This is a genomic window from Aerosakkonema sp. BLCC-F183 (genome assembly GCF_041929145.1).
Lineage (GTDB): Bacteria > Cyanobacteriota > Cyanobacteriia > Cyanobacteriales > Aerosakkonemataceae > Aerosakkonema.
This window is the reverse complement of sequence record NZ_JBHFNU010000113.1, coordinates 1-8,425: the sequence shown is the minus strand read 5'-3', so window position 1 is coordinate 8,425 and position 8,425 is coordinate 1. Positions and strand designations below refer to the sequence as shown.

The window sequence follows — 8,425 nt, the reverse complement described above, 5'->3', positions numbered from 1 at the left end:
GGAGGAAGAAGTAACATCAATTAAGCAGCGAAGGGGAGGGAAATCTCAAACGTATCCGTTTCCATCATCGCCAATCAAACCGCCGCCTCAAACTCTAGCGCAACTAGCTTCAAGACTTGGTGTTAGTGAGTCATCAATTGAGGAAGCATCTCTCAAAGGGGAAGATTATTTTAAAGATTGGAGCAAAAGAAAAGATCCGGCTTTACAATCTTGGCAAAAGCGAGGGAACCTTTTCTATCTTTTGTCTGGCTGAAGTTCTCCTCACGTTTTGGATTATAAATCCTGTTTCCCTGTCTTCGGGGTACTCAATAGCAACCGCCCAAGTGCGATCTTCTTGGCTGTTGGCGCTTTCCTTGAGATAAGGCGATCGGCTTTTTGGAGGCGTGTGAGTGGGTGAGGAAGTGGAAGTGCGAACGGCTCCTGCTGTCGCCGCGCCTGCGGCTATCGCGATCGTTGCCAATAGGATAAGGCAATGTCAGGATAAGTGCTAAATTACTGACTTCTTTGGCATACTTTTAATTGTTGGAGCGTTTCGGGATGGCTGGCAAAGTAATATTTGAGCCATTCGCAACCTCTAGCGAGTAGTTCGTCTAATGTTTCTACTCGCCATAATCTTGCAGTGCCGTCATCTGAAGCGCTGGCGAGATATTTACCATCGGGACTAAAAGTAGCACAGTTAATCCAGTTCCCTCCATCGCGAAATTCGGCTATCTGGCTTCCAGATAGGCTCCACAACCTTATAGTACCGTCATAAGAGGTTGTGGCAATACGCTGTCCATCAGGACTAAAACTGACGCTTGTTACCACTTCTAGATGCCCGGAAAATTCGGCTATTAGGTTTCCAGATAAGTCCCACAGCCTTGCCTTGCAGTCACTTGAGCCAATAGCAATGTACTGTCCATCAGGGCTAAAGCTGACACTTGTTACCCCGCTTCGATAGGGAATAAATTTTATTAACCCATGCCCGGATAATTGCCAAAGTTCTATGCTGCGATCATCTGAGACAGTGGCTACGTACTGTCCATTAGGGCTAAAATAGGCGCTCTCTACCTCGTTCTGATCTACTTCAAAAAATTGTTCTATCTTATTTCCTAGTAAGTCCCAAATCTCTACACGGCTGTTATATAAAGCAATTGCGATCTGTTTACCATCCGAGCTAAAGCTGATACTCAATATCCCTTCTCTCTTAAATTCGGCTATCTGCTTACCAGAGAATTCCCACAGGCGTACAGTATTGTAATCAGTACAATCATCTGAAACAGTAGCGATGTAGTCACTGTTGGGACTAAAACTGACGTTCGTTACCTTATCACAATGTCCAATAAATTTAGCTACTATGTTTCCAGATAAATCCCAAAGTCTTGCCGTGCCGTCATCTGAGGCAGTGGCAATGTATTTACCATCCGGGCTAAAGTTAACACAATTTAAGTGACCCTGATGCCCTATAAATTTAGTAATTTCTTTTTCAGATAAATCCCAAATGCTTGTAATCCCTTTATTTGAAGCAACGGCTATGTACTCACTATTTGGGCTAAAACTGATGTAATGCCCAGTAAATTGTTCTATCTGCTTCCCAGATAAGTTCCACAGTACTGTCGAGTCATCGGAGGCAGTAGCTATATACTTACTATCGGGACTAAAACTGGCATCTATATCGAAATAAGTTCGAGGCTTGTCTAATTCACCTATTAGCTTTCCAGATAAATCCCACAGATATGCAGTGTAGTTATATGTGATTAAGTGTTGTCCATTGGGGCTAAAACTAATGTCAGCCAAACCTCTCTTTTGAGTTTCAGCTATTAGGTTTCCTGATAAGTCCCACAGTCTAACGATCCCGGCAGTTGAGGCAGCTGCTATATACTTAACATCTGGACTAAAAGTAATATTATATAGTTCTTCATTTTCATCCGACCCCTTCCATTGTGATATCTGGTTCCCCAATAAATCCAAAACTCTAATTGTATTATTAATTGAGACAGTAGCAATGTACTTACCATTGGGACTGAAGCTTACGTCATAAATATCTTCCTCTCGGCCTAAAAATTTAGCTATCTGGTTTCCTGATAAGTCCCACAGCGTTGTTTGGCTTGAATAGTGAATAAAAAGATACACGCCATTGGAGCAAAATTTTATGTCTTGCAATCCAGTTAAACTGATTTCGGATATTTGATTTCCACATAAATCCCACAGTTTTACCGTACCGTTAGAGAAGCCTGTAGCAATAAGTTTAGCATCAGGGCTAAATTCGATTATTGTTACCTGGTTCCCTGGACGCTCATCTGCTTTGAATGTGGTTATTTTGTCGCCAAATAATTCCAATATCTTTACCGTAGCAGTGAAGTCAGGACGGAAGACTTCTGAGGCTATAGCTACATACTCCCAATTTGGGCTAAAACTTATAGTCTTTTTGCCATATTTATGGCTATTAAATTGATTACGCTCTCGTATATTATCAAGGATTACCTGTAAGGCTAATAGCGGGCTACTAGCGGGATAATCTTTCAATTGACGACCATCTTGCATCCATTTTTGTAAGTCTTGTCCTGCCTGTATAGCTAACAGTAAACTTTCTATTTCTTCGTTTCCAGCATCAAAAAGTTGCAACGCTTTAATGCCTTCCCGTGCTATTCGTGTGCCTTCCTTAGCTTCTTGACGTGCAGCTTCTAAAATTTGATTAGCTTGCCTTTGTGCCTCTAACTCGCTTTGCAGTTCTCGCCTGTCTAATTGTTGACTAGCAGTGATAAAATCATAATCATCAACGCTCAAGCTTTTACCAAGTTTCCACCCCAAGGCGTCTTGCAATGCTTGCCCTCGTAACAGTCGCGATTCATCCTGACGGTTAGAAGTTAACCAAGCAGTAATCGCTTCACTATAAGGGCGCAGATTAGCTAATTGCTGATTCACCCAATTTTGCTCAAAAACATTCTGATAAATTTGGTTATAAACTTTTAATTTGCCATTTTGTTTTACTACCAAACCCGACAGCCGTAAATACATTTGTTCGGAACTGTCATCAGCGGTAAGTTCTCCCTGCTGCAAGATTTGTTGATAAAGTCCTAACAGTCTGCTGGCACGTTGTTCGTTGATGAGAATGCGATCTCTAATTGTGCCAAAATGATTCTGCTCATCTTGAGATTCCCAATTATCAATTACTCGCGATTTCACTAAACTTTCAATTCTTTCAGATTCACTACCAGCAGGAATTGAAACATTAGAACTAACCACCAATTGACAAAGCTTTTGAGTCAGAAAAGGTTGTCCGCCAGTCCATTGTAATATTTTTCTCAAAACTTCCTGGGAGTTATCTGCTTTCGCCTCCAGTCCTTTAGCTAAGGGTTGTGCTTCCTGTTCCTCGAAACCTCTCAGTTCAATTGCCTTGCCAATATTAAACGGTGTTTTGGTTTTATCTTGAATCAAATCTGAAGGAGTTGCCACTCCAAACAACGCAAAAGCAAGACGTTTGTACTGCGGATCGATCGCTTGTTTATTCCAGCACGAGCGAATCAGTGCAAAAAAATCATCTAAATAGAAATTCAAGCTAATAACATTATCAATCTCATCGACAAAAATAAATAATTTCTCACTGTCTACTTCTACTAACAGAACTTCTTCAATAAACAAACTCAATCGCTGAACTGTAGATAAATCCTCTTGTTCGCGCCACCAACTGCGCCAGTTAAACTTTTTGGAAAGGTTGAACCCCCTGACTAAAGCGCTTACCAATCCCTTATACCACTTTTCTGGGGTAACATCTTGACTGCCAATTTCTGTTAAGTCGATCGCTACACAGCTTAGATTTTCTGCTTGTAGCCTTTGCATCGTTTTTAGGCACAAGCTAGACTTACCCATTTGGCGAGAATTCAGTACATAACAAAACTCACCAGCTTTTAACTTTTCATACAATTCTGCGTCAGCTTGGCGAACAACATAAGTAGGGGAATCAGGAGGTAAACTTCCCCCAACTTGATATCTATAAATTGGTTGATTTTTGGCGTTCATTATTTTAGCTTACCTCTAAGCGATCGCAAAAATACCGACGATACAATTCACAACTAGGAATCGCATCATTACCTAGCCTTTTTATCAATCCCATACTGTCTAATTTAAATGTCTGTTTTTCTTTTAATCGTACTGGTTCATTTATACTAACCACTTGTTTAATCGCATCTACTAATTCCCGATCGTTTTCCAGCCTTTCCAAATGTCCACGCAGATGAGCGCTATAAATTCCCGATTCTGTAGGAGCATCTTTTAATAGTTGTTCTAAGGTGACATTTTCTCGCGCTAATCGATAAAGAGCTAATCGCACTAAATAAGGATGTCCACCCACCAGATCTATTAATTGTTGAGCTTCTTTACCCGTTTTCCAGTCAAGTCGATGACGTTTGGCTAAATCTTGAACTTGCTCTAAGTTAAACTCTGGTAGCTTAACTTCTAAACCTACGTTAAACGGTGAGCGATTAATATTTAATGGAATATAAACTTCTGTCGAATATGCCATCACCAGTCGCAATTTTTTCCATATACCCGGCTTCTTGCCATATTCATGCCAAGTTCGCAGCAATCCAAAAAAATCTTCATAAATTTGGGGATAGGGAAAAACTCGATCTACTTCATCTAAGCCCAAAGTAAGGGGAGTATCTATTTCAGATAATAAATATTCTTCAAAATAAGCAGTGCAATTAGAATTGCCACTCAAATCTTCATCCCAATACTCATTTAATTGATTGGCGAGTTCTAATTTTCCGCTAACCCTAGCGCAAAACCAGCGTAAGAATTTTTCTAAACTGCTTAAAACGGTTCCATCTGCTTCTAACAGGTTTAAAGAAATTGTGCGTTCGCGACAGCAATGCGTAGCATTATCGCCCTGTTTCGCTGCTTTATCTAAAATTCTATTCAGCAGTGAAGTTTTTCCCATCTGTTTAGGTGCTTTAATGCGAATTAACGCTCCTGGTTGAGCAATTTCTTCATAGCAGCGGGATTCAATAGAGGAACGCTCTACATAAAAAGGAGAATCCAAACTTACTGCTCCTTCCGGTAATTCTAATTCTATCATTGGTAAGTTTTCACCAAGGTATTTATTGATAACTTCAGGATTTACCCAGTCAGGTTTGTATTTGACAAACAGTTCAACTAAATCCTGACGCAGACGAAAATGTTCGCCATCTTTATTAGTGATACCAAATTTGGCGCACGTCTCCGTAATATGGCGTCTTACAGTTGATGAATCAGTAACCTTGATAAGTTTAGCGATCGCTTCCTCTGTTTCCCCAGCTAGAAAAGCTTTTAACACTTTCCTTTTTTGAGGTGTCAAGCTTTCGTCTGCTTTCGTGAAATCTTCTTTATTCATGTTATTCATCATATAGCAATTTTGTTAAATTACCATTTTGTGAGCTTTTCCGCACAAACGAATATAACCCATTAATTTTGTGAGCTATTCAGCTTTTCCAGACAAACAAATATAACCCATTAATTTTGTGAGTAATTGAGATTTTTCGCACACATTTAACACTTCCTAAAAATTTCCCATATCGTTTAAATAGTTCCCATTCACCAGCTGCCACCATCAAAGGTTAATTTATGACCTTAAATTCCTCTCAAAAACCCAAACCTAACAATCCAAAAGAACAACCTGAATGGTATCAACCATTAATACCAGGCATAGAACAGTTCATGGCTCAACTCAACCAAAATTTACAATCTAATACCAATTCTCAACCTAAATAAGGATAAAAACATGACCTACATCGCACCGAATATCAATGTATTTCCACCCAGCCTCGACATCTTAAGCTTGAGGCAATTTCAACCAGGAAAAGCACATTGTCAAAAATGCCTTGCTATCTTTACCCATATTCCTCGCCAAGAAAAGCAAAAGATTCAATGCCCATTTTGTGGCGTTCGCTATCTTGTTGATGCCAACTGGGAAGTAGAACAGTATAGTTTAATTCGTTCCCATTTCCGCAAACAGCAGCTTTACATTAATGACATTGACAACATTTTTCAACATTGTCAAAACCTGGCTGAGATAGCCTATAAAGTAAGGCAACACACTCCCGAATATTCACCTTGCACAGGCTTATTAGATGCTTTGGATCTAGCACAGCGCTTTTTCCATTTCATCACCTTTGGGATCAGTCCGCAATTTCTTGGTGCTTTAAAACTAAAAGCACGTCGCATTCCCATCAGAGGAATTGTTTCATTATCATCAGACCAATTTTCACTCAGGCGTGAATTGCAAGACTATCAAAATGAAGCACAAAATTTGACTATCAAACTTGTTCAGCCTTCTAGTTCCAATTGGGGAGATTTACCACACCAAAAATTAGGTGTAGTTGATGGTTTGCTGACTTTCAAGGGAAGCGTAAATCTCACACCGACTGCATACCGGAAAGCTGGCAACTTTTATGACGAGGTGGAAGTGCTTACTGATGTCAGTAAAGTTATTGAACATCATAACCGCTATTTCTCACCGATTTGGGCTGATTTGAGCGACGGATATGGGAATGCGATCGCAATTCGCAACCATCCTCCGATCGAGGATATTGCTGCCTAAAGTAACGTGAGTTCGATGAAAACATAAATTTTGGGTTTTACGACGAGAGAGTCGAGCTTTCAGTCAACGAAGGAATAAGTGTTTCAGCCTCCGTCGAACTCACCTTAAATTGGTATAAGTACGCAATTTACAAAAGTCCAATAATTTTTGATTGAATAGTGAGGAATATATCAAAAATTCATAACTCTGTTGTTATGTATACCTCAAATTTCACCAAGTTTTTCTCAGTTTTATTCGCTTATTAATCACTTATTTTCCAAATTAAAGCGAAACTTTAAAGTTTAATAATACTTAAAGTATAACCGGATTAGTTATCAGGTTTACCCTCAGAATGTCAATCTAATTCCTCTGGCTCGTCATCTTCATTATCTGCATAATATTTATCAGAATCCCAATTTAATTTTTCTTCTTCGTAATAATCATCATCATAATCATTATTATAATCATCATTATAATCATCATAATCATTATAATCAGCTTCTTCCAGTTCAGTCATCCTACGAGCGATTTGGATACGCCGGCCATGCTCGCTTCTATAGGTATACAGCGTCCCATGTTCAAAAATACATTGAAGCCAGATTTCCTGATAGCGCAAGTCAGTCCAACTAGAAGAAGGCATAACTAAACTCAATAACTTAGGTAAAGTCATCCGGTCAACAATAATTTTGTCCTCTAGTTGTAATTGCTGAATCTTTCGGTGAGAAAAAATACTAGGAATATCCCGTTCAAAAAGCAAATTATCTGGGTCTAAATCTTCTAACCACAACCGCTCATCATCACCTAAATCAATCAGCATCCACAGCGGTTTTAATGGATAAGGAAAAGTCGGATTAATATCATTAAACCGTTCGATTAACCAGCCAGCCGAAGTACTATCACCGACAGTATACTCGCCATTTTTCAAGCAAAACCGTTTCACCTTTTGTACTTCTGACGCTTGCATCAAGTTAAGTTCAATAGCGCGGTTGATAGCTTTATCTAAGCTCCAGAAATCTTGATAATTTGACGCCCCTTTCCAGTGTTGTTCGCAGGTAGGGTCATCCCAACTCTTATCCCAATAGCCCAAATCCCAGACGCTGAGGCGAGGGTCGATGCGCTGTTTTTTTGAGGTAGACTTTTTGTGAGCTTTGGCTTGGCTTTCCTTAAAACATGACACCAGTTGTTGCCCCGATCTGACTTGACAAAATTAAATTTTTGGTTATCAAACTGATTCGAGCGACCAATTTACCAACCTGCTAGGAATAGCCTTCTGGCAAATCCGGAGTGAGTGTCCGGAATTAAATTTAATTTTTTACCAAATACATCTGGTGATGGTTCTTTGGCAATGGAAATAAATTTTGATGAGCGCCGCTATTTTGAGCGAAAGTAGTGGGAAAGAAGTGGTCAGCTAATGGGAGAATAGTGGGAAAAATAACCCCAAAACCTGTGATAAAAATTTCCAATTTTCCACTAAATTCCCAGTAATTTTCCACGATTTTTCCACCATTGAACCCCACTTTATGAGAGAGCTAATTTCAGCGTTTTGTTAACTTTTAATATCGCCTATTGACAAATCAAAGGACTTGTGTGTTAAGCTTTGATGGAAGAGGGACTAGCAAGAGCGATGCAACAAGGAAAAATCAATACGGAAGAAAGTTAAAATGTGTTTTACAAAGTTTAATGGCATTGAGCCGAGATATCATCATGGCAACCCTATAGTGTTTTATTTTTCCCATCGAGCTTGATAGATGTAGCGACCCGCAAACATAAACAGTGAGACCTGCAATCAAGAGAGATTGAGACCCAGATTATGGTGCAACTGAAAAGGGGAAGGAACCAGAATAAATGCAACTGACCCAGAATAGATGCAACTGAGACCAGAATAAATGC

At 39.6% G+C, this 8,425-nt stretch carries 6 protein-coding genes; 2 read left to right on the top strand and 4 right to left on the bottom strand.

Features of this window, described 5'->3' with window-relative positions; all coding sequences use genetic code 11:
- Window positions 1–202 precede the first annotated feature (202 nt).
- From ACE1CD_RS33350 to ACE1CD_RS33340, 3 genes are read right to left on the bottom strand one after another with little or no spacing between them, the layout of a single operon-like run.
- Window positions 203–460 (bottom strand): hypothetical protein, encoded by a 258-nt coding sequence (locus ACE1CD_RS33350; protein ID WP_374827483.1) that lies wholly within the window; start codon window positions 458–460, stop codon window positions 203–205.
- Between the two features lie 32 nt (window positions 461–492).
- Complete coding sequence (locus ACE1CD_RS33345; RefSeq protein ID WP_374791600.1) at window positions 493–3,999, bottom strand: AAA-like domain-containing protein; 3,507 nt, start codon at window positions 3,997–3,999, stop codon at window positions 493–495.
- Window positions 4,000–4,003: 4 nt separating this feature from the next.
- Window positions 4,004–5,362 (bottom strand): AAA-like domain-containing protein, encoded by a 1,359-nt coding sequence (locus ACE1CD_RS33340; RefSeq protein ID WP_374791602.1) that lies wholly within the window; start codon window positions 5,360–5,362, stop codon window positions 4,004–4,006.
- Window positions 5,363–5,580: 218 nt separating this feature from the next.
- Between ACE1CD_RS33340 and ACE1CD_RS33335 the strand changes: the two genes are divergently transcribed.
- Entirely contained in the window at window positions 5,581–5,727 is a 147-nt protein-coding gene (locus tag ACE1CD_RS33335; protein ID WP_374791604.1) for a hypothetical protein, read from the top strand.
- 10 nt (window positions 5,728–5,737) lie between these two features.
- Entirely contained in the window at window positions 5,738–6,556 is an 819-nt protein-coding gene (locus ACE1CD_RS33330) for a phospholipase D-like domain-containing protein (protein WP_374791606.1), read from the top strand.
- A gap of 334 nt (window positions 6,557–6,890) precedes the next feature.
- Here ACE1CD_RS33330 and ACE1CD_RS33325 read toward each other — a convergent pair whose 3' ends face one another.
- Window positions 6,891–7,712 carry a hypothetical protein gene (locus ACE1CD_RS33325; RefSeq protein WP_374791608.1) on the bottom strand — a complete coding sequence of 274 codons (822 nt, stop codon included), beginning with the start codon at window positions 7,710–7,712 and terminating at the stop codon, window positions 6,891–6,893.
- Between the last annotated feature and the right edge of the window lie 713 nt (window positions 7,713–8,425).